The 25432-nt window shown below is 55.2% G+C and carries 22 protein-coding genes and 1 tRNA gene; 13 read left to right on the plus strand and 10 right to left on the minus strand.

What is annotated here, in order from left to right; translation table 11 throughout:
* The 5 genes from LG198_RS11195 (at position 1) to LG198_RS11215 (ending at position 5994) form a co-directional block, all read left to right on the plus strand.
* The gene (locus LG198_RS11195) at positions 1 to 3102 is read left to right on the plus strand and encodes an efflux RND transporter permease subunit (RefSeq protein WP_230343269.1); all 3102 of its coding nucleotides are present in this window, start codon (positions 1 to 3) and stop codon (positions 3100 to 3102) included.
* Positions 3103 to 3117: 15 nt separating this feature from the next.
* Positions 3118 to 3453 carry a P-II family nitrogen regulator gene (locus LG198_RS11200; RefSeq protein WP_230343270.1) on the plus strand — a complete coding sequence of 112 codons (336 nt, stop codon included), beginning with the start codon at positions 3118 to 3120 and terminating at the stop codon, positions 3451 to 3453.
* A gap of 447 nt (positions 3454 to 3900) precedes the next feature.
* Positions 3901 to 4311, plus strand: coding sequence for a hypothetical protein (locus LG198_RS11205; RefSeq protein ID WP_230343271.1), 411 nt, complete (start codon positions 3901 to 3903; stop codon positions 4309 to 4311).
* 38 nt (positions 4312 to 4349) lie between these two features.
* Positions 4350 to 5363, plus strand: coding sequence for a quinone-dependent dihydroorotate dehydrogenase (locus LG198_RS11210; RefSeq protein ID WP_230343272.1), 1014 nt, complete (start codon positions 4350 to 4352; stop codon positions 5361 to 5363).
* Between the two features lie 4 nt (positions 5364 to 5367).
* On the plus strand, positions 5368 to 5994 hold the full coding sequence (locus tag LG198_RS11215) for a glutathione S-transferase (RefSeq protein WP_230343273.1): 627 nt from the start codon (positions 5368 to 5370) through the stop codon (positions 5992 to 5994).
* A gap of 48 nt (positions 5995 to 6042) precedes the next feature.
* Here LG198_RS11215 and clpA read toward each other — a convergent pair whose 3' ends face one another.
* The 7 genes from clpA to tgt form a co-directional block, all read right to left on the minus strand.
* Positions 6043 to 8334: an ATP-dependent Clp protease ATP-binding subunit ClpA gene (gene clpA, locus LG198_RS11220; RefSeq protein ID WP_230343274.1), complete on the minus strand. Its 2292-nt coding sequence runs from the start codon at positions 8332 to 8334 to the stop codon at positions 6043 to 6045.
* A gap of 20 nt (positions 8335 to 8354) precedes the next feature.
* Positions 8355 to 8666: an ATP-dependent Clp protease adapter ClpS gene (gene clpS / locus LG198_RS11225; protein ID WP_230343275.1), complete on the minus strand. Its 312-nt coding sequence runs from the start codon at positions 8664 to 8666 to the stop codon at positions 8355 to 8357.
* 108 nt (positions 8667 to 8774) lie between these two features.
* A complete protein-coding gene (locus tag LG198_RS11230; RefSeq protein WP_407659192.1) occupies positions 8775 to 10040 on the minus strand; it encodes an HlyC/CorC family transporter in 1266 nt (421 codons plus the stop codon).
* A gap of 46 nt (positions 10041 to 10086) precedes the next feature.
* Entirely contained in the window at positions 10087 to 11022 is a 936-nt protein-coding gene (secF, locus tag LG198_RS11235; protein WP_230343277.1) for a protein translocase subunit SecF, read from the minus strand.
* Positions 11023 to 11058: 36 nt separating this feature from the next.
* Positions 11059 to 12888, minus strand: coding sequence for a protein translocase subunit SecD (gene secD, locus LG198_RS11240; protein WP_230343278.1), 1830 nt, complete (start codon positions 12886 to 12888; stop codon positions 11059 to 11061).
* A 66-nt stretch (positions 12889 to 12954) separates the two neighbouring features.
* Positions 12955 to 13275, minus strand: a complete 321-nt coding sequence (gene yajC, locus LG198_RS11245; RefSeq protein WP_230343279.1) for a preprotein translocase subunit YajC — start codon at positions 13273 to 13275, stop codon at positions 12955 to 12957.
* Between the two features lie 89 nt (positions 13276 to 13364).
* The gene (tgt, locus tag LG198_RS11250) at positions 13365 to 14477 is read right to left on the minus strand and encodes a tRNA guanosine(34) transglycosylase Tgt (protein ID WP_230343280.1); all 1113 of its coding nucleotides are present in this window, start codon (positions 14475 to 14477) and stop codon (positions 13365 to 13367) included.
* A 175-nt stretch (positions 14478 to 14652) separates the two neighbouring features.
* Here tgt and pssA point away from each other — a divergent pair, with 175 nt between their 5' ends.
* Complete coding sequence (pssA, locus tag LG198_RS11255; RefSeq protein WP_230343281.1) at positions 14653 to 15459, plus strand: CDP-diacylglycerol--serine O-phosphatidyltransferase; 807 nt, start codon at positions 14653 to 14655, stop codon at positions 15457 to 15459.
* 187 nt (positions 15460 to 15646) lie between these two features.
* Here pssA and LG198_RS11260 read toward each other — a convergent pair whose 3' ends face one another.
* A complete protein-coding gene (locus LG198_RS11260; RefSeq protein WP_230343282.1) occupies positions 15647 to 17011 on the minus strand; it encodes a C13 family peptidase in 1365 nt (454 codons plus the stop codon).
* 277 nt (positions 17012 to 17288) lie between these two features.
* On the opposite strand from LG198_RS11260, the gene LG198_RS11265 reads away from it, so the two are divergent.
* Both LG198_RS11265 and rnk read left to right on the plus strand, forming a co-directional pair.
* On the plus strand, positions 17289 to 18821 hold the full coding sequence (locus tag LG198_RS11265; RefSeq protein ID WP_230343283.1) for a 2-isopropylmalate synthase: 1533 nt from the start codon (positions 17289 to 17291) through the stop codon (positions 18819 to 18821).
* Positions 18822 to 18867: 46 nt separating this feature from the next.
* Positions 18868 to 19284, plus strand: coding sequence for a nucleoside diphosphate kinase regulator (gene rnk, locus LG198_RS11270; protein WP_230343284.1), 417 nt, complete (start codon positions 18868 to 18870; stop codon positions 19282 to 19284).
* A 127-nt stretch (positions 19285 to 19411) separates the two neighbouring features.
* Here the strand turns inward: rnk and LG198_RS11275 are convergent, their stop codons facing one another.
* On the minus strand, positions 19412 to 20080 hold the full coding sequence (locus tag LG198_RS11275) for an energy-coupling factor ABC transporter permease (protein WP_230343285.1): 669 nt from the start codon (positions 20078 to 20080) through the stop codon (positions 19412 to 19414).
* Positions 20081 to 20176: 96 nt separating this feature from the next.
* On the opposite strand from LG198_RS11275, the gene LG198_RS11280 reads away from it, so the two are divergent.
* Positions 20177 to 20839: a histidinol-phosphatase gene (locus LG198_RS11280; RefSeq protein ID WP_230343286.1), complete on the plus strand. Its 663-nt coding sequence runs from the start codon at positions 20177 to 20179 to the stop codon at positions 20837 to 20839.
* A 6-nt stretch (positions 20840 to 20845) separates the two neighbouring features.
* Here LG198_RS11280 and LG198_RS11285 read toward each other — a convergent pair whose 3' ends face one another.
* Positions 20846 to 21655: a cytochrome C assembly family protein gene (locus LG198_RS11285; protein WP_230343287.1), complete on the minus strand. Its 810-nt coding sequence runs from the start codon at positions 21653 to 21655 to the stop codon at positions 20846 to 20848.
* 100 nt (positions 21656 to 21755) lie between these two features.
* On the opposite strand from LG198_RS11285, the gene ffh reads away from it, so the two are divergent.
* The 4 genes from ffh to LG198_RS11305 all read left to right on the plus strand — a co-directional run bounded on the left by ffh (position 21756) and on the right by LG198_RS11305 (position 25427).
* Positions 21756 to 23108: a signal recognition particle protein gene (gene ffh, locus LG198_RS11290; RefSeq protein ID WP_230343288.1), complete on the plus strand. Its 1353-nt coding sequence runs from the start codon at positions 21756 to 21758 to the stop codon at positions 23106 to 23108.
* Positions 23109 to 23255: 147 nt separating this feature from the next.
* Positions 23256 to 23331: transfer RNA gene (locus LG198_RS11295), tRNA-Lys, on the plus strand.
* Positions 23332 to 23693: 362 nt separating this feature from the next.
* Positions 23694 to 23987, plus strand: coding sequence for a hypothetical protein (locus LG198_RS11300; RefSeq protein ID WP_230343289.1), 294 nt, complete (start codon positions 23694 to 23696; stop codon positions 23985 to 23987).
* A gap of 354 nt (positions 23988 to 24341) precedes the next feature.
* A complete protein-coding gene (locus tag LG198_RS11305) occupies positions 24342 to 25427 on the plus strand; it encodes an efflux RND transporter periplasmic adaptor subunit (protein WP_230343290.1) in 1086 nt (361 codons plus the stop codon).
* The last annotated feature ends 5 nt before the right edge of the window (positions 25428 to 25432 follow it).

A 25432-nucleotide genomic window follows, 5' to 3' on the forward strand; every position in this document is an offset into this window, starting at 1 on the left:
ATGATTGAATCCCTGATTAGAGCTGCCCTCAAGCAGCGCCTGATAGTGATTGTCGTGGCGCTGGCCTTGATGGCTGCGGGGGCATTTGCTCTCAAAAAACTCTCGGTGGATGCATTCCCCGATGTCACCAATGTGCAGGTGCTGATTGCAACCCAGGCCCCCGGACGCTCGCCGGAAGAGGTGGAGCGCTTTATTGCCGTGCCGCTGGAAATCGCCATGACCGGCCTGCCCGGGCTGGAAGAAATGCGTTCCATGAACCGCAATGGCTTGTCGCTGATCACGCTGGTGTTCTCGGACAAGACCGATGTCTATTTTGCGCGCCAGTTGGTGATGGAGCGTTTGATGGAGGTGATGGAGCGTATGCCGGAAGGCGTGACGCCTATTCTTGGTCCGGTGGCAACCGGTCTGGGCGAGGTTTACCAGTTCACATTGGAAAAACCGAGCGATGGAGAAAAGGAGTTGTCGCGCGAGGAACTGACCGAGCGGCGCTCGATCCAGGACTGGGTGGTCCGTCCCTTGCTGCGCGGTATTCCCGGCATTGCCGAAATCAACTCGCAGGGCGGGTATGTCAAGCAATACCAGGCCTTGGTGAATCCCGACCGCATGAGTCATTACGGCCTCAAGTTGCAAGATATCTACATGGCGCTGGCGCGCAACAATGCCAATAGCGGTGGCGGTGTGCTGCCGCATTATGCCGAGCAGTACCTGATCCGTGGCGTCGGCCTGATCCAGGATCTCGACGATATCCGCAATATCGTGCTTAAGGAGCAGAATGGTGTGCCGGTCTACATGCGCGACGTGGCCGAGGTACAGATCGGCCATGAAGTGCGCGTGGGCGCGGTGGTCAAGAACGGCTATACCGAATCCGTGGGCGGCATTGTCATCATGATGCGCGGCGGCAATGCCAAGGAGGTGGTAAGCCGGGTCAAGGAACGGGTCAAGGAAATCAACGAGCAGGGCATGCTGCCTGGCGGTTTGCAGATAGTGCCCTACTATGACCGCAGCGAGCTGGTGGATGCTGCCTTGTATACCGTGACCAAGGTGCTGATCGAGGGCATTATCCTAGTGGTGATCGTCCTGTTCCTGTTCCTGGGTGATGTGCGCTCCAGCCTGATCGTGGTGTCCACGTTGATCCTGACGCCATTGATTACCTTCATGGCCATGAACCATTACGGCATTTCCGCCAACCTGATGTCATTGGGTGGCCTGGCGATTGCCATCGGCCTTATGGTGGATGGCTCGGTGGTGGTGGTGGAAAACGCATTTCACCACCTGGGACACCGGCCCGGCGAGAGCAAGGTGCGCGTGGTGCTGGAGGCCGCAGCCGAAGTGGGGACGCCTGTGCTGTTCGGCGTCGGGGTGATCATTCTTGTGTTCTTGCCCTTGATGACGCTGCAGGGCATGGAAGGCAAGATGTTCGCACCGCTGGCGTTGACCATTGCCATTGCGCTGTTCATCTCGCTGGTGATTTCACTCACGTTGTCGCCTGTGCTGTGTTCCTACATTCTCAAGGGCGGTAGCGGTGAAGATACGCGCCTGATACAGGCCATCAAGCGGCCTTATCTGCGCATGCTCAACTGGGCGCTCAATCATGACAAGACGACGATTATTGCCGCCTCGGCATTGTTCATTGTCACGATTCTGATCGTCCCTTTCCTGGGGACTTCATTCATTCCTGAAATGAGGGAAGGCTCCATCGTGCCGGGTATCAACCGCGTTCCCAACATTTCCCTTGAAGAGTCCATCAAGATGGAAAATGACGCGATGCGCCTCATTATGGAAAAAGTGCCTGGCGTGAAGTCGGCAGTTTCCGGCGTCGGCCGCGGCGAGAGCCCGGCTGATCCGCAGGCGCAGAACGAATCAACCCCCATCATCAGCCTCAAGCCACGCGAGGAATGGCCCAAAGGCTGGAACCAGGACGATATCGCGGAAAAAATGCGTACTGTGTTGGAAGAGTCCTTGCCTGGGGTGCAGATCGTGATGGCCCAGCCTATCTCTGACCGGGTCGATGAACTCCTCACCGGGGTGCGCGCAGATGTTGCCGTCAAGGTGTTCGGCGAGGACATGGACTTGCTCAAGGCCAAGGCGGATGAAATTTCGCGCATTGCCGGCGGTGTCCAGGGCGCAACCGAGATCAAGGTGGAAAAGGTCTCCGGCCAGCAATACCTGAACATCACGGTCGACCGGCATGCCATTGCCCGCCACGGCATCAATGCCTCGGATGTGCATGACGTGATCGAGACTGCGATTGGCGGCAAGATTGCGACGGAAATCTATGAAGGACAGCGTCGCTTCAGTGCTGCCGTGCGTTATCCAGAGGGTTTCCGCGACAATATCGAGGCCATCAGCAACATTCTGATTACCTCGCCCAATGGTTCACGCGTGGCCTTGCGCGACCTTGCCAATATTGAAGTGCGCGATGGCCCTGCGCAGATCAGCCGCGAACTGGCCAAGCGCCGCGTGGTGGTCGGGATCAACGTCAAGGACAGGGACCTGGGTGGCTTTGTCGCCGAGTTGCAGCAGGTGCTGACCAAGCAGCTCAAGCTGCCTGAAGGCTATTACCTGGAGTTTGGCGGCCAGTTCCAGAACATGGAACGTGCGATGGGCCACCTCATGGTGATTATCCCGGTCACGGTAGGGGCGATCTTCTTCCTGTTGTTCCTCCTGTTCAACTCGGTGCGTTATGCCACAATGATCATCATGGTGCTGCCGTTTGCCTCCATTGGCGGGATCATCGCCCTGTTCCTGACCGGCGAATATCTCTCGGTGCCAGCCTCGGTCGGGTTTATCGCGCTGTGGGGGATTGCCGTGCTGAATGGCGTGGTGCTGGTATCCTATATCCGCAGCCTGCGGGATGAGGGCATGAGCCAGAACGACGCCATCATCAAGGGGTGCACCCAGCGTTTCCGTCCGGTCATGATGACGGCAACGGTCGCCATGCTGGCGCTGGTGCCGTTCCTGTTCGCGACTGGCCCGGGTTCGGAGATCCAGCGTCCGCTGGCAATTGTGGTGATTGGTGGCCTGATCACTTCCACGCTGCTGACCCTGGTGGTGGTGCCGACACTGTATCGGAAATTTGAAGAAAAACGCATAGAGGCCTGATGGCAAGGAATCGATATGAAAGAGATAAAGGCAATAATACCTCCGCAGCGCCTGCCCAAAATCCGCTCTGCGCTACGTAATATCAAGGATTTTCCCGGTATGACCGTGAGCAAGGTGGAAGGGTGCGGCCATCATGTGGCGCGACCGACCCTGGGAATCCGGGAAGAACTGACGGACTATAGCCCCAAGGTGCGTATAGAAATCGTCTGCCCGGATGAGCTGGTTGAGGGGATTCTGCAGGTGGTGGTCGAGGTCGGCCATACCGGACAGGTGGGTGACGGTATCGTCTGGGTGACAAACGTGGAGCGTATGGTGCGGCTGTCTGAACAGGTGGTTGTGCTGGAATGTTGAAGCTCAGGTAGCAATGCCCTTTATGAAAGGCACCTTAGGGTGCCTTTTTTGTTGCCTATTGCTTTCATGCGAGTTTCTACTTGATGGGTATCTGTTGACATTAATATACAGATCTGTATATATTTATGCCATGAATAAATTACAGGTATGCGTCATGCATAGGAGTGGCCCTGGTGAAAGTTGTGGTGCCAAGGGAGGCAAGCTGTTGTTGGAAAGGCTACAGCAATTAGTAATTGATTCTGGGCTAGAGTGTTCTGTTCAGTCGGTTAATTGTTTGCTCTATTGCCAGAAAGGCCCCAATGCAAGGGTGTTGCCTGCAGGAAAAATCTGGCATCAGGTTGATGAGCAGAAGTGTGCTGAAATACTTCAGTTCCTACAGCCGCCAGGTTGAAATTATTCATATACGAAATTGTATATTTATATAAAGATAAATTTTAGGAGAAAGTCATGGAAGTCTTATTGGGAGCAGCAGGTGGAATGATCATTGCGGTGCTGATGATGGCTTGGCTGGGGACATTTGCACGCTGGTTCATCGTGCCTGGTGTAGATGGCGGTTTCGTCAAGGATTATGGCGTCCTGATCAAGGCACACATTGATTTTGTGTTGATGTCGCTTTACTGCCTGGGATTTTATGCAGCTGCCAAGGCTGCCAATGTGGAAATTCCGGTGTTGGCCTGTTGGCTGATTGCAATTGGCGGCTTCACCAATCCAGGGGTTTTTGTAATAGCCGCATTCAAGCCTGATTTCTGGCAAGCCTTGTGGGTCAAGGTCTACACCGGATTGAGCTTTATCGTGACCACGGCTGGCTTTATCTGGGCAGCATCCATATTGGTTGGCCGCGCTTTTTCAGCCGCATAGTCAGTGAGTATGCGTGGGTTTTCCGGTAAAATCCATGCATGCTTTATTCCATCGCCAAACCCTGGCTCTTCAAGCTTGATGCTGAACGGGCCCATGACTTTACCCTCAAGAACCTAAAGCGGCTGGAGCGTTCTGGCCTTCTGAACCTGTATCCACGGCCATCGAGATGCCGTCCGCGTCAAGTGATGGGCATTGATTTCCCTAACCCGGTAGGACTGGCAGCCGGGTTGGATAAAAACGGTGCTTATATTGATGCGTTGGCCGGGCTTGGGTTTGGTTTCATCGAGATCGGCACTATTACGCCACGTCCGCAACCTGGCAACCTCAAGCCGCGCATGTTCCGCATTCCGGAGGCGCAGGGAATCATCAATCGATTTGGATTCAACAACCTGGGCGTGGATGCGTTGTTGCGCAATGTCGAGGCGGCGAAATACCAGGGCATTCTGGGCATTAATATTGGTAAGAACTTTGATACCCCCAACGAGCGCGCAGTGGATGACTACCTGCATTGTCTGCGCAAGGTCTATGCGCATGCGCACTATGTGACGGTGAATATTTCCTCGCCTAATACCAAGAACCTGCGCGCCTTGCAGGAAAAAGAAGCGTTGGCGGCACTGTTGCTGGCATTGAAGGCAGAGCAGCAGGTGCTGGCAGACCAGCATGGCAAGTATGTGCCGATTGCGCTCAAGATTGCTCCCGATCTGGATGAAACGCAGATTGCCGATATTGCTGGGTTGTTAATGCAATACCGGTTTGATGGTGTGGTTGCGACCAATACCACGCTTGCGCGCGATGCGGTGCAAGGATTGCCGCATGCGGAAGAGGCAGGCGGCTTGTCCGGTGCGCCGGTGCGTGATCGCTCCACGGCGGTAATCAAATCCCTGGCAACGCATCTTGCGGGTGCCTTGCCCATCATTGGTGTCGGCGGCATCTTGAGCGATGACGATGCTCTAGCCAAGGTCGAGGCAGGCGCCAGCCTGGTCCAGCTATACAGCGGCCTGGTATATCGTGGTCCGGTGCTGATCGACGAAGTGTGCCGCAAGCTGGGCTGACCCAGTGAGCTTGCCTGTCCTCTATTCTTACCGGCGCTGTCCTTATGCCATGCGTGCGCGTATGGCATTGCACTATGCTGGTATTGCGGTGGAAATCCGCGAGATTGCGCTCAAGGCAAAGCCTGTGCATATGTTGCAGGCAGCACCTAAGGGAACGGTGCCGGTATTGGTGCTGCCGGATGGCAAGGTGATTGATGAGAGCCTGGACATCATGTACTGGGCGTTACAACAGCATGATCCCGATGGCTGGTTGGGCGATGCCGCGCAACTGGCCCAGGCAGAAAGCCTGATTGATTTAAATGACGGCGCATTCAAGCGTGCGCTGGATCAATACAAGTATGCAACCCGTTTTCCCGAGCAGCCTCCGGCGGCTTATCGTGCGCAAGGGGAGGTGTTTCTGCAGCCACTGGAAACAAGGTTGCTGCGGCAGGCCTATTTGGTGTCCAACCATGCGAGTTTGGTCGATGTGGCGATTTTCCCGTTTGTGCGCCAGTTTTCCATGGTGGATCCAGCCTGGTTCGCGGCGGCACCTTATCCCCAACTGAGAGCCTGGTTGCAACAATGGTTGGTGAGCGAGCGCTTTGCCGCCATCATGCAAAAACACCCGGTCTACGAAGAGTTGCCAACATAAAAAACGCCGCGCAAGGCGGCGTTTTCGAGGCACTTGCCTGGTTTGACTTCAGCCGGCTACGTCGGCTTCCAGCGTGGGTTTGCCCTCTGGCTTGGCAGCTTCATCAAAGCTCAGCTTGATGTTGTCGTCCTTGTCGATATCCACATGGACGCGGCCGCCGTTGGCGAGCTTGCCGAACAGCAGTTCATCAGCCAATGCGCGGCGGATCGTGTCCTGAATCAGTCGTGACATCGGACGGGCGCCCATGAGCGGGTCGAAGCCCTTCTTGCCCAGGTAGGCCTTAAGCGCATCGCTGAAGGTGGCTTCCACTTTCTTCTCGTGCAACTGGTCTTCGAGTTGCATGAGGAACTTGTCCACCACGCGCATGATGATGTCCTGCGAAAGCGGCGCAAACGACACAGTGGCATCCAGGCGGTTACGGAACTCAGGGCTGAACAGGCGCTTGATATCGGCCATTTCATCGCCAGAGTTGCTACCCAGCGTGAAGCCTATGCTGGTCTTGTTGATCGCTTCCGCGCCGGCATTGGTGGTCATGATGATGGTGACGTTGCGGAAGTCCGCCTTGCGGCCATTGTTGTCGGTCAGCGTGCCATGGTCCATCACCTGCAACAGAATATTGAAGATGTCGGGATGGGCCTTCTCGATCTCATCGAGTAGCAATACGCAATAGGGCGTCTTGGTGATGGCTTCCGTCAATAGGCCACCCTGCTCGAATCCAACATAACCCGGAGGCGCGCCGATCAGGCGTGATACCGCATGGCGCTCCATATATTCTGACATGTCGAAACGGATTAGCTCCACGCCTAATGTATAAGCGAGCTGGCGGGCGACTTCGGTCTTGCCGACGCCGGTCGGGCCTGAGAACAGGAAAGAGCCGATCGGCTTGTTTCCACTGCCCAGCCCACTACGCGCCATCTTGATGGCGGCAGCCAATGCTTCAATGGCCTTGTCCTGGCCGAATACGGTGGCCTTGAGGTCGCGCTCCAGCGTCTTGAGCGCATTGCGGTCGTCGGTGGAGATATTCTTGGGCGGAATTCTCGCTATCTTGGCGATGATGTCCTCGATCTCCTTGTTGCCGATCACCTTCTTCTGCTTGGATTTCGGCAGTATGCGTTGGGCCGCGCCCGCTTCGTCGATCACGTCGATGGCCTTGTCCGGCAGGTGGCGGTCATTGATGTAGCGTGCTGACAGCTCAGCAGCGGTATTCAGCGCGGACGCGGTGTATTTCACGCTGTGGTGCTTCTCGAAGCGTGATTTGAGACCCTTAAGGATTTCCACAGTTTCGGAGACGCTGGGCTCGACCACATCCACCTTCTGGAAGCGGCGTGACAAAGCATGATCTTTCTCGAAGATTCCGCGGAATTCCTGGTAGGTAGTCGCGCCTATGCACTTGAGGGAGCCGTTGGAAAGCGCGGGCTTCAACAGGTTGGAGGCGTCCAGGGTGCCACCGCTGGCTGCACCGGCGCCGATCAGGGTGTGGATTTCATCGATGAACAGGACGGCGTCCGGCTGTTCGGCCAGCTTTTTCATCACGGCCTTGAGGCGTTGCTCGAAGTCGCCGCGGTATTTGGTACCGGCCAGCAAAGCGCCCATGTCCAGCGAATAGATCACGGCGTTTTCAAGCACCTCGGGTACATTGCCCTCCACGATGCGGCGTGCCAGGCCTTCGGCAATGGCGGTCTTGCCAACGCCGGCTTCGCCAACCAGTAATGGGTTGTTCTTGCGGCGGCGGCACAATGTCTGGATCACGCGTTCCAGTTCCTGGGCACGGCCGATCAATGGATCGATCTTGCCTGCCAGCACTTGCTGGTTGAGGTTCTGCGTATAGTTTTCCAGGGCGCTTGCCGGAGAAGCCTCGGTTTCAGCTTCCTGCTCGGCTTCAGGGCGCTTGGCGCTGCTGCCGTCGGCCACCTTGGCCACGCCATGGGAAATATAATTGACGATATCCAGGCGGGTAATGCCTTGCTGATGCAGGAAGAATACCGCGTGGGAATCCTTTTCGCCATAAATGGCAACCAGCACGTTGGCGCCGGTGACTTCCTTTTTGCCGGAAGACTGCACATGGAGGATGGCGCGCTGAATGACGCGTTGAAAGCCTAGCGTAGGCTGCGTGTCTACTTCCTCGCTGCCTTCGACGGTAGGAGTGTGTTCTTCAATGTAGTTATTGAGTTCGCTGCGCAGGTTGTCGAGGTTGGCCCCGCACGAGCGTAGGACATCCGCCGCGGTCGGGTTGTCGATCATGGCAAGCAGCAGGTGCTCCACGGTGATAAGCTCGTGGCGCTTCTGCCGGGCATCCATGAATGCCATGTGTAAAGATACTTCAAGTTCTTGCGCAATCATTTAAGCTTCCTCAGCTTTCTTCAGGCTTCTTCCATCGTGCATTGCAGCGGGTGCTGGTGCTCACGGGCATAACTAATAACTTGGTTTACCTTGGTCTCGGCGATGCCGTGCGGATATACACCGCATACGCCCGCGCCCTCGGTATGTACTTGGAGCATGATTTGCGTCGCTTGTTCACGGTTTTTCTGAAAAAAGCGCTGCATGACATCCACCACGAACTCCATGGGCGTGTAGTCATCATTCAGCAGAATGACCTTGTACATCGAGGGAGGCTTGGTTTTTGCGTTGCCTACCTTCTCAACGATATTGTCCTGATGTTTGATGCTAGCCATACGTTTGATCTATTTTGAGCCGAATGCAGAAATTTTCAAGTCTGAATTGAGTAGGGTTATTACCGGCTGCATAGTTTTACATGCAAGATTTTTGCCATGCAATGACTATTACGGATGAATTCTTACAGTTTTTACAGCGCGATCCTGGGTTTTAACGATTTCCAGCTTGCAATCGCCGATTTTCAGGCCTATTCCGGATTCGGGAATATCCTCGAAATATTCGACAATTAACCCGTTAAGTGTGCGCGGCCCATCAACAGGCAGTGCAATGCCGAGCTTTTTGTTGATATCACGCAGGCTGTTGCTGGCATCCACCAGCCAACTGCCTCTATCTTCCTTGCGGTAACTCTGCTGCTGTTCCGTCGTTTCACTGGTGAAATCACCGATGATGGCCTTGATGATATCTTCGAGTGTGATCAGGCCCTTGAGTTCACCATATTCATCCACCACCAGGGCGATACGTTGCTGGCATTGCTTGAACTCCTGCATCTGGGTATAGACCGGTGTTCCCGAAGGGATGAAATAAGGCGCTTCCATATGCTGGATCAACAGGCGCTGGCTGAGCTCCTGTTTGCGCAAGGCATTCATGATGGCACGGATGCGCAGCATGCCGATGATTTCCTCATTGGGGCCTTTGCGCACCGGCAGGCGGGAATGCTGGCTATCGGTGACCTGCTGGAGAATTTCCTCCATGGGCGCTTCAAAATCGATGATCTCGAGCTGGGTATGCACCGTCATGATTTCATCCACGGTGGTCTGTTCCAGCTCCAGCAGGTTGAGCAGCACTTCACGGTGTTTCTGCGGAATCGGGCTGGTCGTTTCACTAAAGATGCTGCGCAGTTCTTCTATGCTGGTGGTGTGGTTGCTCTCGGTGAAGCTCACCTTCATGCCCAGCAGGCGCAACAGGCTGTTGGCGCAGAGATTGGCTAGCCAGATCAAGGGATAGCCCAGTTTAACAAGAGGCAGCAGCACATAGCTGAAGGCGAGCGCCAAGGGTTCGGCATGTCGCGCTGCAATCACCTTGGGGGTGATTTCGCTGAATACCAGGATGGCAAAGGTAATGAGCACGGTGGAAACCGGCATCAACAGCTCGCCGAGATTGAACAGGCGGATGCTGATGAAGGCGGCCAGTGTCGCGGCGGCGGCATTGGCCAGCGTGTTGCCGAGCAGGATGGCGCCGAGAAACTGTTCGCGTTCATTCAGCAGCCGGGTGGCAAACTTGGCGCTGCGCAGGCCTTCTTTGGCGAGGATGGTGAGCCGGTGCCGGTTGAGCATCAACAGGCTGGTTTCGGCCATGGAGAAAAAAGCGGAAGCAAACAGCAGCAGGGCAAGAATGCCCAGCTGCCATAGTAAGGAACTGTCCAACGGTATCAATCGATGAAATAGATACCGCTAGTTTCGGCGCGAAGCGCCAGCTTTGTCAAGGCAGCACTTCTTCTGCCTCGGGTTTCTTTTCACCGCCGATCAGGTTTTCGCGGGATACGCCCAGGTACATGGCAATCGGGCTGGCCACCAGGACCGAGGAGTAAATGCCGAACAGGATGCCGATGGTCAGCGCCAGGGCAAAGTTATGCAATACCTCGCCGCCGAAGAACAGCATGGATAGCACCATCAGTTCGGTCGAGAAGTGGGTAATGATGGTGCGCGACATGGTGCGGGTGATCGCGTTGTTGATCACATCAGGTACGCTGGCCTTGCGCATCTTGCGGAAGTTCTCGCGTACGCGGTCAAATACCACCACGGATTCGTTCACCGAATAACCCAGCACGGCTAGTACCGCGGCGAGCACGGTTAGGTTGAATTCCCACTGGAAGAAGGCAAAGAAGCCGAGAATGATGATCACGTCGTGCATGTTGGCAATCACGGCAGCCACGGCAAAACGCCATTCAAAGCGCATTGCAAGATAGGCCATGATGCCGACACAGACAAACAGCATGGCGAGCGCGCCCTTGTCATAAAGCTCCTGCCCGACTTGCGGACCGACAAATTCGACACGGTGCAGCTTGACCGCAGGTTCGGCTTTCGACAATGCATCCAGTACTTGGTCGGAAAGCTGTGCTGTCGACAGGCCGGGCTTGATCGGCAGGCGGATCAGTACGTCCTGGCTGGTGCCGAAGTTCTGCACCGTGGCATCCTTGAGGCCGATTTCATCCACTGACTTGCGGATGCTGTCCAGGTTGGCTGCCTGCGGGTAGCTGACTTCCATCATGGTGCCGCCGGTGAAATCCACGCCCAGGTGCAAACCCTTGGTGGCCAGGAAGAATACCGACAACAGGAAAGTCACGAGCGAGATGGTGGTCGTGAGACGACCATAGCTCATGAACGGTATATCTTTTTTGATTCTGAAAAATTCCATGATATTTACTCTAGTGTGTTACCTGTTGATCGACATTTAGCCTATGGACAGCTTGCTGATTTTGCGACGATAGCCATAGATCAGGTTGATTACCGCACGGGAAACCAGCACTGCCGAGAACATCGAAGTCAGGATGCCCAGCACGTGCACTACGGCAAAGCCCTTGACCGGGCCGGTGCCGAACATGAACAGTGCCAGGCCCGCAATCATGGTGGTGACGTTGGCATCGAGGATGGTGCCGAAAGCACGTTCATAACCGGCATGGATGGAAGCCTGTGGCGTATTGCCGTTGCGCAGTTCCTCGCGGATACGCTCGTTAATCAGCACGTTGGCATCGATCGCCATCCCCAGGGTCAGTGCGACCGCCGCGATGCCGGGCAATGTGAGCGTGGCTTGCAGCATGGAGAGCAGGGCAACCAGTAGCAACAGGTTGATGCTCAGTGCCAGCACGGAAACACTGCCGAACAACATGTAGTAGGCAATCATGAATACGGAAATTGCAACAAAGCCCCACAGGGTGGAATGCATGCCGCGCTCGATATTGGCTTCACCCATGCTAGGGCCGACGGTGCGTTCCTCGATGATTTCCATTGGCGCAGCCAATGCGCCTGCGCGCAGCAGCAAAGCGACGTCAGTGGCTTCCTGGGTATTGGCCATGCCGGAAATCTGCACCCGGCCTCCGCCAATTTCTTCGCGGATCACCGGGGCAGTGATGACTTCTGCCTGGCCTTTCTCGATCAGCAGGATTGCCATGCGCTTGCCGACATTTTCACGCGTGGCCTGTTTGAAGATGCGCGCGCCGCGGCCATCCAGGGTGACGTGCACCACGGCCCCTCCGCCTTGCTGGTCCATGCCCGGACCGGCATCAGTAATGTAGTCGCCGGTGAGTATCACGTTCTTCTTGACCAGCATCGGGATGCCGTTACGGTCGGTGTAGAACTCAGTGCCAAAGGGAACCTGTCCCTTGGATGCATTTTCCAGGGTGATGGCATTGCTCTTGTCCTCATCTACCATGCGGATTTCGAGCGTTGCAGTGCGGCCGAGGATTTCCTTGGCCTTGGCGGTATCCTGCACGCCTGGCAGTTGCACGACTACGCGGTCCAGGCCTTGTTGCTGGATCACGGGTTCGGCAACGCCGAGTTCGTTGATACGGTTATGCAGGGTCTGGATATTTTGTTTGAGGGCGAACTCCTGGATGCGTTTCTTCGCCGGCTCGCTCAGCACGGCGGTGAGCACCTTGTCGCCACCGCGGTCGGAACTGCGGAAAGTGAGGTCTGGATATTCTTTTTCCAGGGTTCTTTGTCCCTTGCTGAGTTCAGCCGTGTCCTTGAAGCGGACATTGACGGCTTGGCCATCGCGTGAAACACCGAGGTAGCTGAGGCGAGCGGTACGCAATGCGCTGCGGAAGTCACCCACGTAGCGTTCCGCTGCCTGGTCCAGTGCGGCTTTCATGTCGACTTGCAGCAGGAAGTGAACCCCGCCACGCAGGTCCAGGCCCAGGTACATCGGGCGTGCGCCTATGCTGCGCAGCCATTCCGGGGAACGGGAAAGTAGGTTGAGTGCAATCACGTAGTCCTTGCCCAGGCGCGCTTGCAATGCATCCTTGGCCTGGAGCTGGATATCCGTATTAGGGAAGCGCACCTTGACACCGGTGGCATCGAGGAACAGCGCTTCAAACGGGATGTTCTCCTGCTTCAGGATGTTTTCCGTATTTTCCAGCAGTGCCGAATCCACCTTGGTATTGGTTTTGGCTGCCGTAATTTGTACGGCGGGCGATTCGCCAAACAGGTTGGGGGCTGCATAAAACAGGCCCACAAGGACGACAACCAGCACCATCAGGTACTTCCATAAAGGGTAGCGGTTCATGAAGCAGCTCGCATTTCAGTGTTTCAGTGATGTTAAAGATCGTGAGTCAAGTATATGGCGCGTATGTTACAGGGCCTTGATGGTGCCCTTGGGCAGCAGGGTTTGCACGGTGTGCTTTTGCACGGTGATCACGGTTTCCGGTGCAATTTCCAGGCTGACATAGCCTTCGCCAACCTTGGTGATGCGGCCGACGATACCCGAACTGGTCGTGACTTCGTCACCTTTTTGCAGGGCTTCGATCAGTTTGCGTTGTTCCTTGGCCTGTTTCATTTGCGGGCGGATCAGCATGAACCAGAACAGCACGAAGATGACGATCAGCGGGAGAAAACTGGTCCAGTCTGGAGCGGCTTGAGCTGCATCGGCAGCGTAAGCGGAGGCAATTAACACGGGTAAACCTTTCTACTATTAATGAGTGAAATACTTGAAGCGCAAAATATTAGCCCAAAATTCTAACATAGTGTGGCATATACGCTTGATTATGCTGCTTGTTGCAATTTTTTCCGGCCTAGCTTGAACTCGCTGGTGAATGCGGCAAACCGGCCTTGTTCAATGGCCTGGCGCATGCCGGCCATCAGTTCCTGGTAGTAATGCAGGTTGTGGATGGTGTTGAGGCGGGCGCCGAGAATCTCGCCTGTACGGTGCAGGTGGTGCAAATAGGCGCGGCTGAAGTTGCGGCAGGTGTAGCAGGCGCAATCCTCATCCAGCGGGCGCGTGTCCTGGCGATGCCGCGCATTCTTCAGCTTGATGTCGCCATTGCGCGTGAACAGCCAGCCATTGCGCGCATTGCGCGTGGGCATCACGCAGTCGAACATGTCCACGCCATGCGATACCGCGGCGACCAAGTCTTCCGGCGTGCCTACCCCCATGAGATAACGCGGTTTGTCCTGCGGCATCTGTGGCGTGGTATGGGCGAGGATGCGCAGCATATCCTCCTTGGGTTCGCCTACGGAAAGGCCGCCGATGGCATAGCCGTCAAAGCCGATGTCCGCCAGGCCTGCGAGCGACTCATCGCGCAGGTCTTCATACATGCCTCCCTGGATGATGCCGAACAATGCATTGAGGTTGCCCTGGTGGGCTGCCTTGCTGCGCGCGGCCCAGCGCAGGCTGAGGCGCATGGAGTCGCGCGCCTCGATATGCGTTGCGGGATAGGGCGTGCATTCGTCGAAGATCATGACAATGTCGGAGTTCAGCACTTTTTGTATGCGCATGGACTCCTCCGGCGTGAGGAAACAACTGTCGCCGTTGATGGGGGAGCGGAAGCGCACGCCTTCCTCGGTGATCTTGCGCAGGTCGCCCAGGCTCCATACCTGGAAGCCGCCGGAATCGGTGAGGATGGGGCCATTCCATCCCATGAAGCCGTGTAAACCGCCAAATTTGCCGATCACTTCCAGGCCAGGCCGCAGCCATAGGTGAAAGGTATTGCCGAGCAGGATATGCGCACCGGTATCGCGCACTTCAACCGGGGAAAGCGACTTGACCGAGCCGTAAGTGCCGACAGGCATGAATGCAGGGGTTTGCACCTCGCCATGGGCAAGGCCTACGGTGCCGCGACGGGCTGCACCGTCTTGTATGTGAAGAGTAAATTCCATGATGCCGAACCAAATTTCAAGCCGCGATACTATCACGGACTGGAGGTTTGTATGATGTGAAAGCTTATTGGATACAATGCATAAGCATGGAGCGCTGCCTATGCGCTTTGTTATACTGTGCGCAGTTTTGCGCGCAGATATCCTGCCCGCTCATTTCACCTGAGGAAATCCTGGAATGGCTGAAATTCCCAACCGTCCGCGTCGCCATGGCTCGTTTATGGAATCTGGCCTGCGCGAGCGCAGTATTTACCTGTTGCCCAACCTGTTTACCACGGCAGCATTGTTTGCCGGGTTTTACGCCATTGTGCAGGCCATGAACGGCAAGTTCGAGCATTCTGCGGTGGCTATCTTCATCGCTATGGTGATGGATGGCCTCGATGGACGGGTGGCGCGCATGACCAATACGCAAAGCGCGTTTGGCGCCGAATATGACAGCTTGTCGGATATGGTGTCATTCGGGGTGGCGCCGGCGCTGGTGGTGTATGTATGGGCCCTGAAACCCCTGGGCAAGCTGGGCTGGATTGCCGCATTCATCTACTGTGCAGGCGCCGCATTGCGTTTGGCACGGTTCAATACCAAGCTGGACGAGAGCGACAAGCGGTATTTCCAGGGATTACCCAGCCCTGCGGCGGCAGCCTTGCTTGCCGGGCTGGTCTGGGTGTCATATGAAAACCACGTGAGCGGCACTGAGGTGTTTTTTGACGCTGTCAAAATGCAGTGGGTTGCCTGGATAATTACCTTGTTTGCCGGGCTTTCCATGGTGAGCGACTTGCGCTACTACAGCGGCAAGGACATCAACCTGCGTCGGAGCGTGCCGTTTGTGGTGATCCTGCTGATCGTTCTGGCATTCGTACTGATTTCCTATAGTCCGCCCGAAGTATTGTTTGCCGTGTTCCTAGTCTATGGCATTTCCGGCTACGTGCTGTGGCTATGGGGCAAGCGCAAGGCCAGGCTCCCCAAAAATATCCCGCCTGCTGACTAGGAACAGACCCTAGCCTCAGAGCCTGTTCACGCTCTTTTCATGGGGCAACCCGAAGGGCATGACCCCAAAACGCGCCCGCTCTGCGTTGCAGTCCTTGGCAAGGCAATGAGCATTACCTGCGGACTGCGCCTTGACCGGATACGTTTTGAAGCCATGCGTACCCTATGAAAAGATCGTGAACAGGCTCTTAGCGACCGTGCTGCAATGCCTGCAGCACGGGGCGTATCTTTTCCCCCACGTAAATCTGCGGGTTCGAGAATCCATCCGGCTTGCCCGCTTTTTCTTCACGTTCGCGGATCACCGGCGCTGCACGCTGGAATGCCTCTTCAAAGGAGTATGTCTCGCGCAATGCCTCATCAAACACGGCGCGGCCAAAGAAGGTGAGATCCGAACCGCTGCCGCAGCCGAATGATGTGTGGGTGGCGTCTGCCGCGGTCATGATCAAGGTGTTGTCATTCTGCAAGGGCGCTATCCAGCTGCCGGAATAGCAGGCAGATACCACGATGACACGGTGCTTAATGCCTGCCTTGTCCAGCCAGAGGTTCAGGGTTTGCGGGGTCAGCATGTTCATTTCCAGCGGCCACAATGTGGCGCTGAGTTCGCCATTCTGCGCACCATGGGAGGTGAGGTAGACCAACAGTACATCTTCTTCCGTATTCATGAGGTCCGCAGCGCGGTTGATGGCCCGTTCAAGGTTTTCCAGGCTGGCCCAGGGCAGGCTTTCCACTGTGGCGGGATGGTTGACCAGTTCCTGCATATGGCCAGCGGCATCAAAACGCTCTTCAATGACCGCATTGACCATGCTGCTCTCGCGCAGGAAGACTTCATCGTCGCCATAGGGTGCATAGCTGATGCTGAACAGGTCAACCACACCAGGCCGTTCCGGCTTGAGTGCAGCACGCTGCTTGCCGGCAAGTTGCAATTGGGTTTCCAGCTTTTCCTGTGACAGTTGCAGGCTATCTTCCAGGCTGGCGCTTTCTTCTTCCTGCGGCAACCAGTACATCGGGGCCTGGGCGAAATGCACAATAAGCGGGGCGCCAAAAGCGAATATGCCGGCCAGCAGGATCAACCTGCCGCGCACCTGGGTGGCGCGCGTGAGCAGCAGCCAGAAGGCCAGGGCCGCCCACATAGTCACGCCGATATAAAGTCCCCAGTGCCAGATAGATCCGTCCAGACCTTGTGGCTGGATCAGTACGATGTAAATGAGGGTGCTCAATACGTCGAGTGCAAACGCCTGGCCGGTGCCGATGGCAAACAGTGCTGCAGCCTGGACCGGCAGGCCGCGCTCACGCGCATGATCGCTGAGATACCAGCACAGCCATAGCAATAGCAGGACGACTAGCCAGCCCCATAGCAATGCCTTGGGGAAGAATTCCGCCGGGCCAATGATGACAAGGCGTCCCATCAGTATGGAGGCTGCGGTGGTGATTGCGAGCATTAACAGCAGTTGCAGCGGTGTAATGCGCAGGTTGCTGACTGAGATTCTCTGGAAAAATGCGCTTTGTAATCCGCGGATAAAGAAGGTGCGTAATGATGTATGGGCGTGGGACATGCTGGTCTTTATGCTGTGACTGGTCATTGTCGCCATCGTGCCTTAAATTCGTACGCCCGCCAAGGCTCTGGCTTGCCTTGTCGGGGGAAAAGAATTATATTCAACCACGTATGCAAACCCTCAGGCACAATCCGGTTTTTCCTGTTGCTGTGGCCAGTCTGGCCATGGCAGGCCTGTTGCTGCGCGATCCGCGCTAGTTTTTTCCTACCCAAAGTTTATTTACCTCCACTGAGACGCTTCCGCTCTTGAAACCCAAAACGTTGATGGAATCCAGGCCATGACACAGAATCAGCTCATCATTTTCGATACCACCTTACGCGACGGCGAGCAAAGCCCGGGCGCGGCCATGACCAAGGACGAGAAGCTGAGGATTGCGCGCCAGCTGGAAAAGCTGGGTGTGAATGTGATCGAGGCCGGGTTTGCAGCGGCAAGCCCTGGGGATTTTGATGCCATTCGCGGCATTGCCGAGGTGATTACCGAATCAACGGTCTGTTCCCTGGCGCGCGCCAACGAGAATGACATCCGCCGTGCGGGCGAGGCGATCAGCCCGGCCAAGAAACGCCGTATCCATACATTCATTGCCACCAGCCCGATTCATATGCAGAACAAACTGCGCATGACGCCGGAGCAGGTGTTGGAGCGTGCCGTGCAGGCCGTGAAGTGGGCGCTAGAATATACCGATGATGTGGAATTCTCTGCCGAGGATGCCGTGCGTTCGGAAATGGATTTTTTGGTGCAGGTCTTCGATGCCGTGATCGAGGCTGGGGCCACGACTATTAATGTACCGGATACCGTGGGCTATTCCGTGCCGCAGCAATGGGGCGAGCGCATGGCGCAGCTGATCGCGCGCGTGAAGAATTCCGATAAGGTGGTGTGGTCTACCCACTGTCACAACGACCTCGGTATGGCCGTTGCCAACTCGCTTTCTGCCGTATTGGGGGGGGCGCGCCAGGTGGAATGTACCATCAACGGACTCGGCGAGCGCGCGGGCAATGCCAGCCTGGAAGAGATCGTGATGGCGGTCAAGACGCGCCGTGATGTGTTCCAGCTGGATACCAGCATCGATACCGCGCAGATTGTGACCACGTCCAAGCTAGTTTCGACCATCACCGGCTATCCGGTGCAGCCGAATAAGGCGATTGTCGGCGCCAATGCTTTTGCCCATGAGTCCGGCATCCACCAGGATGGCGTGCTCAAGCACCGCGAAACCTATGAAATCATGCGGGCGGAGGATGTGGGCTGGGGCGCCAACAAGCTGACGCTGGGCAAACTCTCTGGCCGTAACGCCTTCCGTACCCGCCTGACTGAACTGGGAATTACGTTGGATAGCGAAGATGCGCTAAATGCCGCATTTGCCCGCTTCAAGGAATTGGCGGACAAAAAATCCGAAATATTCGACGAAGACATCCAGGCTTTGGTGGGTGACAACATTATTAATGAGGAGCGCTTCAAGCTGGCCTACTTGCAAGTCGCTTCGCAAACAGGCGAGACTCCGCATGCAATCATCACTGTGACCGAGAACGGCACAGAGCGACGTTCTGAGGCTGATGGCGGCGGACCGGTCGATGCCGCCTTCAAGGCGATAGAAAAGATCGTGACGAGCGGTGCCGAGTTGCTGCTTTATTCGGTCAATAACATCACCAGCGGTACCGACGCGCAGGGCGAGGTGACCGTGCGCCTGTCCAAGGGCGGGCGCATCGTCAATGGCCAGGGGGCGGATACGGATATTGTGATTGCCTCGGCCAAGGCTTATCTGAACGGCCTCAATAAACTGCATGCCAATGCCGAGCGGGCCCACCCGCAGGTGTAATGCTTTAATCCAAATTATTGAATGTAATCAAGGTAAAGGAATTCCTATGTTGCAAGGTGCAATCCAGGTCACGAGTTTTGACATGAACCGTCTGTTTGCCATGATAGAAACGCTACGCAAGAATGGCTTCCCTGAAACCACGAATCTTGCCAAGCTGGAGGAGGAACTTGCCCGAAGCGATGAGGTGGCCTCGGAAGAGGTTGCGCCTGATGTCGTGACCATGAATTCGCGCGTATTGCTGCGCGACGAGGCGAACGGCCATGAAATGCATTGCACCCTAGTGTTCCCGGCCGATGCCGATGCCTCGTCCAACCGTGTTTCCGTCGTGGCTCCCTTGGGAACCGCTATTCTGGGCTACCGTGTCGGCGATGTGATTGACTGGGCCATGCCTCGCGGTGTGCGACAGTACAAGATCCTGAAGATTGATTACCAGCCCGAGGCGGCTGGGGACTTCCACCTTTAATACGGTTTGGTTCAGCAAGGCGCCTCTTTAAATAAGGGCGCCTTTTTTATTGCCTCAAGACGATCAGGAGTCAGGACAAGGGCGTTTGCTCGTAATGGTGATGCACAGTTCGATGCGCTTGGCATTTTCAGTGCCCGGTCTTGAGGTAGCGTTTGTCGCTGAAGGTGATCAACCAGTGAGGGCGGAATGCGGTCATCAGTGTGACTGCCATGCCGGTGAGTAAAGCTTCGGACCAAGCGATGAGGATGAAATAAGGCAGATAATTGCTGAGCAGGTAATCAGCAGGGTAGGCTTGCATGCCGCTTAAGGCCAGCACTGCGCTCAGCCCACTCAGGCTGATGGCAAGCCCGGCGCAGAGGAAGCCGCAGACGAAGATGTAGATGATCAAGTGATTGGGCAGTTTGCTGTCTACCAGGCGGAACAGGTTGTAGCTGAAGGCTACCGGGATGGCGCCCATGATGAGGAAATTGATGCCCAGCGCCTGCCAGCCTGCCATGCCGAATGCCGTGATGCTGACAAGGACGACGGCAAGCGCTAGCAGTGCTAATTGCCAGCGGAACATGAGCCCCAGTGCTGTCGCACCCAGGAGGTGGATGGTAAGGCCGGGACGTATGCCGGCCTTGATGCTCCAGATTACCATGAGGCCAACGATGGAACCCAGGAATACATGCTGCAATGCCGGGTTGCTCAAATGCTTCCAGGGTGCCCTGATCGCGGCATAGGCAAGCAGCGCCAATGCCAGTGCATTGGCAATCCACTGCCAGCTAGCTGGAATCAGGTAGTCAGGCAGATTCATTTCTTTGCAATGCCTTGGGCGGTAAGATGCTTGAGGTCGCGTACTTTAGGTTCATAAGCTAGACTCTAACAATTTTGTCGTAGATGGAGAAACATTTTGCAACTCGCACTGTTTGACCTTGATAACACCCTTCTGGCTGGTGATAGTGATTTCCAGTGGGGCCAGTTCCTGATTGCCAAGGGCCTGCTCAATGAACATGAGCATCTGGCCAAGAATGTTGCTTTTTATGAAGATTACAAGGCCGGCAGGCTGGATATCTATGCTTTCCTTGATTTTCAGCTAAAACCATTAAGTGAGCATAAGCGTAGCGAGCTGGATACCTTACATAACGAATATATGGAGCAGAAAATCCGTCCCATGATCACCGACAAGGCGCGGGCGCTGGTGGAAAAACACCGCCAGAACGGCGACCTGCTCATGATCATTACTGCAACCAATAGTTTTGTGACCGGCCCGATTGCGCGAGAGTTCGGTATTGATCACCTGATTGGTACCACGCCAGAGGCAATTGATGGCGAGTTTACGGGCAAGGTGGTGGGGACGCCAAGTTTCCAGGCGGGGAAGATTACGCGTCTCAATGAATGGCTGGCCGAGCGTGGAAAAACCCTGGATGATTTCGAGAGCACATGGTTCTACAGCGACTCGCACAATGACCTGCCGCTCATGAAACTGGTGGACCAGCCAGTGGCGGTGGATCCTGATGCCACACTCAAGACATACGCTGAAGAAGCAGGCTGGCCGGTGATCAGCCTGCGCTAAGGCCGGTTAACGGTGCAGCAGGACTTCAAGCACGAACTTGCTGCCCGCGTAAGCCAGCAGCAACAGCACAAAACCGCTCAATGTCCAGCGCACTGCAGTGCGGCCGCGCCAGCCATAGCGGTAGCGCCCAAACAGCAGCCCGCCGAAGATCAGCCACGAAAGTATGGTGAACACATTTTTGTGTGTGAACTGCATGGGCTGGTTGAACAACAGCTCGGAAAACATCATGCCGCTGATCAGTGTGAGTGTCAGCAGGGCAAACCCCAGCGTAATGATGCGGAACAGCAGGGTCTCCATGGTCATGAGCGGCGGAAAGTCCGGCAGCTTGAGCCAGCTGGACTTCTGGTGCAGCTTGCGTTCTGCGGCTGTCATGAGTAATGCGTGCAGCGCAGCAAAGGTAAGCAGGCTGTAGGCCAGCATTGCAATCACCATATGCGCGACAAACAGGGGCTGCTCGGCATAAGGAATGACATGCGCCTCTGGTTGCCAGGCTTGCAGCAGCACAAAGAATGCCGCGGGAGGTAGCACAAAGGCTTGCAGGCTGTGCAAATGGTGCCTGAGGTTGGTGATCCAGTAAATCAGCACCGTGAGCCATAAAATGGCTGAAAGCGCATTGGGGAAGCTGAGATTGAGCCCCTGGGAAAACAGCGTGCAATAGAGCGACAGGCCATGCAGGATTAGCCCGACAGCGATGAGGCCGGATTGCCAGTATGCACTTGGCTGTGTGGTTGAGCCGTGCGTCTTGGTGCTGCGCCAGTAATTGGTGGCGACCAACAAGTAAATCAATGCGGTAATAAAAGGCAGAAACGCAATCATACGGGATGACTTGGGTTAGAATTCATATATTCACAACACTATAACATGCAGCCGCCTGACTCATGCGTTATATCCATGGCGGCTTAATCGGCTATTCATCATGTTTGAAAACCTCAGTAGTAGATTACAACAAGTCGTCAAAACCCTGCGCGGCCACGCGCGCCTCACGGAAGAAAACATCGCTGACGCCATGCGCGAAGTGCGGATGGCGCTTCTTGAGGCGGATGTGGCCTTGCCTGTGGTCAAGGAGTTCATCAACCAGGTCAAGGAGCGTGCCCAGGGCCGCGAGGTGCTGCAAAGCCTGACCCCGGGCCAGGCCGTGATCCAGGTAGTGCATGAAGAACTCACGCGCCTCATGGGCGAGCAGAACACCGGCCTCAACCTTGCCACCAATCCCCCGGCGGTCGTGTTGATGGCGGGTTTGCAGGGTTCGGGTAAAACCACGACTTCTGCCAAGCTTGCACGTTTGCTTAAGGCTGAAAAGAAAAAAATCCTGCTTGCCAGTGCCGACGTCTACCGTCCTGCCGCGATCGAGCAGTTGAAAACCCTGGCCAAGAGCCTGGACGTGGACTGTTTTGACTCCAATGCCACGCAAAAGCCGGTCGATATTGCCGCGCAGGCGCTCGATTTCGCCAAGCGCCACTTCTATGACGTATTGATCTTCGATACCGCAGGCCGGCTGGGCATTGATGAAGCCATGATGGCGGAAATCCAGCAGTTGCACGGCTTGCTCAACCCGATAGAAACCCTGTTCGTTGTCGATGCCATGCAGGGCCAGGACGCTGTCAACACCGCGCGCGCCTTTGGCGAAACCCTGCCGCTTACCGGCGTTGTACTGACCAAGCTGGACGGCGATGCACGTGGCGGTGCAGCGTTGTCAGTGCGTCATGTCACCGGCAAGCCGATCAAGTTCATCGGCGTCAGTGAAAAGGTCGATGGCATCGAATTGTTCCACCCGGAACGCATGGCATCGCGAGTGCTGGGCATGGGAGATGTGCTCTCACTGATCGAGCAGGCGCAAAAGAACGTTGACCTGGATGAAGCCAAGAAACTGGCAGACAAGGTCAAATCTGGTAAAAACTTCGACCTTGACGACTTCAAGGCGCAGATGCTGCAAATGCGCAAAATGGGCGGCATGGGGGCACTCATGGATAAAATGCCGGCCCAGCTTGCCGGTATGGCCGGCCAGGTGAATAACGAAGCGGGCGACAAGGCCCTGCGTCGCATAGAAGGCATCATCAACGCCATGACACCGCTGGAGCGCCGCAAGCCGGAAATCATCAAGGCTACCCGCAAGCGCCGCATCGCTGCCGGCTCGGGCGTGCAGGTGCAGGAAGTCAACCGCTTGCTCAACCAGTTCGAGGAAGTGCAGAAAATGATGAAAATGTTTTCCAAGGGCGGCATGAGCAAGATGATGCGCGCCATGCAGGGGCGTTTTCCTGGCATGCGGTGAGGTTTGAAACTTAATCAATTCATGCAGTTGATCAATGGATGTTTACGGGCAGAGTCATTGCCGAGTAAAGAAATTAACAGTCTGCAATTGACGCCAGGCGCAGTTTTCTTCATAATTGCGCGCTTTCCGAGATGAGCATTCATCTCCGGGCTGTTAGCTCAGTTGGTAGAGCAGCGGACTTTTAATCCGTTTGTCGCAGGTTCGAGCCCCGCACAGCCCACCAAATACCCACGCGGTTCCTAGAGCAATTTAGGTGCCGCGTTTTTATTTGTTGGGGTGATTTTGGGTAACTTGCCTGAGTACCTTATATTTGCCCGATCTCAAAGACTTATCGTATATCGCCATACCTATCATTTTCTGCCCATTTAGAATAAAGATTACTGGACTCATAAATTTTTATGATATGCGGTGAAACTTTTGCCTGACTTCATATCTAACTCATCATTGTGGGCATGAATCCATCCATGCTAGTATGAAAAAGCGAGTTGGGCATAGATTTTTTATAGCAAAGATTTATTGAAACTTATTTAATTTCATCTGGTTATGGCATCTAATTCAAGATTGGTCACTTTGCAGGCTAAGCTGTTGTTTCTGACAGTTTTGCTTGCCGTACTTGGATTTGCATTCTCATCGCAGTTCTCTGATAGTCCTTCATACTATGACGGTTCGGACCCTATCCGCATCGCGAAGGTAGAGAGTTCTTCTGGCGGCGCAGAGCCGCCCTGGCAAGCCGATATTCCTTTAGACGCGCTGTTGTTCAGCGCGTTATTCATGCTGTTTATGCCGGTGCCGGCAATATTGGCGCCTGTCCGCAATGAGGTCAGGTCCCGCCCTACCTTCTTTTCTCACGTCCGTCCGCGTTCTCCACCTTCGCTTTAATCCATATCGCTTTAAGCACGCTGCTTTTCAACAGTATTCAAGCGGTTTCCGCTTGGTTACTTGTGGTTGCGATATTGGATATCCGCTTTCTCTAGTTCCTCGTTATTCATAACATCGGTTGGCTATTTACCTTTAGCCAATGGTGGGTCGTGCGCTCTTGAATTCGACGCGGCAACCTGGCTAGAGATCGCATTTCCAAAAATACTCGCAACGATTGGCAGAAGCTCAAGGCGAAGTCGCCTTTCCTGTCGTCCCTAATGGTCTCGCTCTCCAGTCCTTGAGGCTGGCTTCCGGATTCATGCTGGATGCCTGGAAAGTAAAAAGATTTTCCTTTACTTGAGAAGTATTAATCCCATGGCCAATAAATTTTCTGTCGTCGTCAGTGTTTTAGTAGTGCTGTTAAGTGGTTGCCACCAGCAGGAAGAGTCCAAGCATGAAGAGGCTCTCAAGCTTGAAGTGACCAGTCCCCTGCGCAGGGATACTTCCATTACCAGGGAGTACGTTTCCCAGATACATGCCATCCGGCATATCGAGATAAGGGCCCTTGAGCGGGGCTATTTGCAAAATATCTATGTGGACGAAGGGCAGAAAGTCTCCGAGGGGCAGCCCATGTTCAAGATCATGCCGAATATCTACCAGGCAGAGTTGCTGAAATCGAAAGCCGAGGCCGACATGGTGCTAATCGAGTATCAGAATACCAAGGCGTTGACGGAGAAGAATATCGTCTCCCCGAATGAGTTGGCAGTGGCAAAAGCGAAGCTGGACAAGGCCAATGCCGAGGTGAACCTTGCGGAAACGCATTTGAGCTTCACTAATATCAAGGCGCCGTTTCCCGGGATCATGGACCACCTTAATGTGAGGAACGGCAGCCTGGTCGACGAGGGAGACCTGCTGACGACATTGTCGGATGTCAGCAAGATGTGGGTGTATTTCAATGTGCCGGAAGCCGAATACCTGGACTATGTTGAAAGCAAGAGCGGCCAGTCTCCGGTCAAGGTCAGGCTGAAAATGGCCAACGGCAAGGTGTTTGACCAGGACGGCTATGTCGAGACGGTTGAGGCGGATTTTGACAACAAGACCGGCAATATCGAGTTCCGGGCCACCTTTCCCAATCCTAACAAGCTCCTCAGGCATGGCCAGACCGGCAATATCCTGATGGAGATTCCCTATCCCAATGCCATGCTCATCCCGCAAAAGGCGACGTTCGAGATTCTCGACAAGGTCTATGTGTACGTCGTGAACAAGGATAACAAGCTCGAGCAGCGGCTAGTGCATATCGATGCCGAGCTTCCGCATTTGTATATCGTCAAGGATGGTTTGCAGGACGGTGAAAAGATACTCCTCGAGGGCTTGCGGCGGGTCAGCAACGGCCAGCAGATAGAGGTGAGCTACCAGTCGCCTGAAAAAATCGTTTCAGACTTGAATCTTCACGCTGAATAGCCGGG

Source organism: Methylobacillus arboreus (assembly GCF_020532725.1).
GTDB classification, from domain to species: Bacteria; Pseudomonadota; Gammaproteobacteria; order Burkholderiales; family Methylophilaceae; genus Methylobacillus; species Methylobacillus arboreus.